Origin of the sequence: Escherichia sp. 93.0816, from assembly GCF_013368855.2 — a bacterium.
GTDB lineage: Bacteria > Pseudomonadota > Gammaproteobacteria > Enterobacterales > Enterobacteriaceae > Escherichia > Escherichia ruysiae.
Genome location: NZ_JABWNC020000073.1, coordinates 1 through 775, shown reverse-complemented (window position 1 = coordinate 775; position 775 = coordinate 1). Strand labels below are relative to the sequence as shown.

General features: G+C 66.5%; 1 protein-coding gene. It reads left to right on the top strand.

Features of this window, described 5'->3' with window-relative positions; all coding sequences use genetic code 11:
* A partial coding sequence (locus HEM79_RS22315; protein WP_183082728.1) for a toprim domain-containing protein occupies positions 1 to 775 on the top strand: 775 nt, incomplete at both ends.

Below are 775 nucleotides of genomic sequence, written 5' to 3'. Positions count from 1 at the left end.
TGGGTCGCCGGGGTCCGTAACGTCACGGCGGCTTACGGGGTGAACGGCTTCACCGGTGAGATGCACCAGGCGTTCCGGGCGCACGGCGTCAGGCAGGTGCTGATCGCCTACGACAACGATCCGGCGGGCAATGAGGCGGCGGTGAAACTGGCTTCTTCCTTAGCCGCTGACGGGATCGCCACGTTCCGCGTACTGTTCCCGGCGGGCATGGATGCGAACGGTTATCTGTGCCAGGTGGCAGAGCCGGAACAGGCGTTCAGTGTGTTGCTGGATGGCGCGGTGCCCATGAGTGACCTGGCCGACGCGGAGAGTATCGCGCCGCAGACCAGCGCGGAGCCTGCACACCTTACCGCTTTAGCTGCTGATGTCGCCGCGCTTCCGGCAGTCAGCGCCCCGGCACCGGGCGTCAGCGTGGAAACCCTGGCCGATGGCGAACTGGTGGTAGCCTTACCGGGCGAACGCTGGACGATCCGGGGCGTAAGCCGCAAACCGAACGCGGCGGCGATGAAAGTCAATGCGCAGGTGCTGGACACGGAAAGCGGCGTGGTGTTCGCGGATGCGGTGGACATGATGAGCGCCCGTTCGCGCGGTGGTTATGCACGGGCCGCAGCGGCAGAGCTTGGTCTGGCAGAGGGGGAGCTGCGTCGCTCGTTAGGAAAGGTGCTGCTGGCGCTGGAGCACTGGCAGGCCACACCGGAGCCTGCGAACGCCGCTCCGGAAATGACGCCGGAAGATCGGGAGGCGGCGCTGGATCTGCTGCGCGACGAGTGTCTTG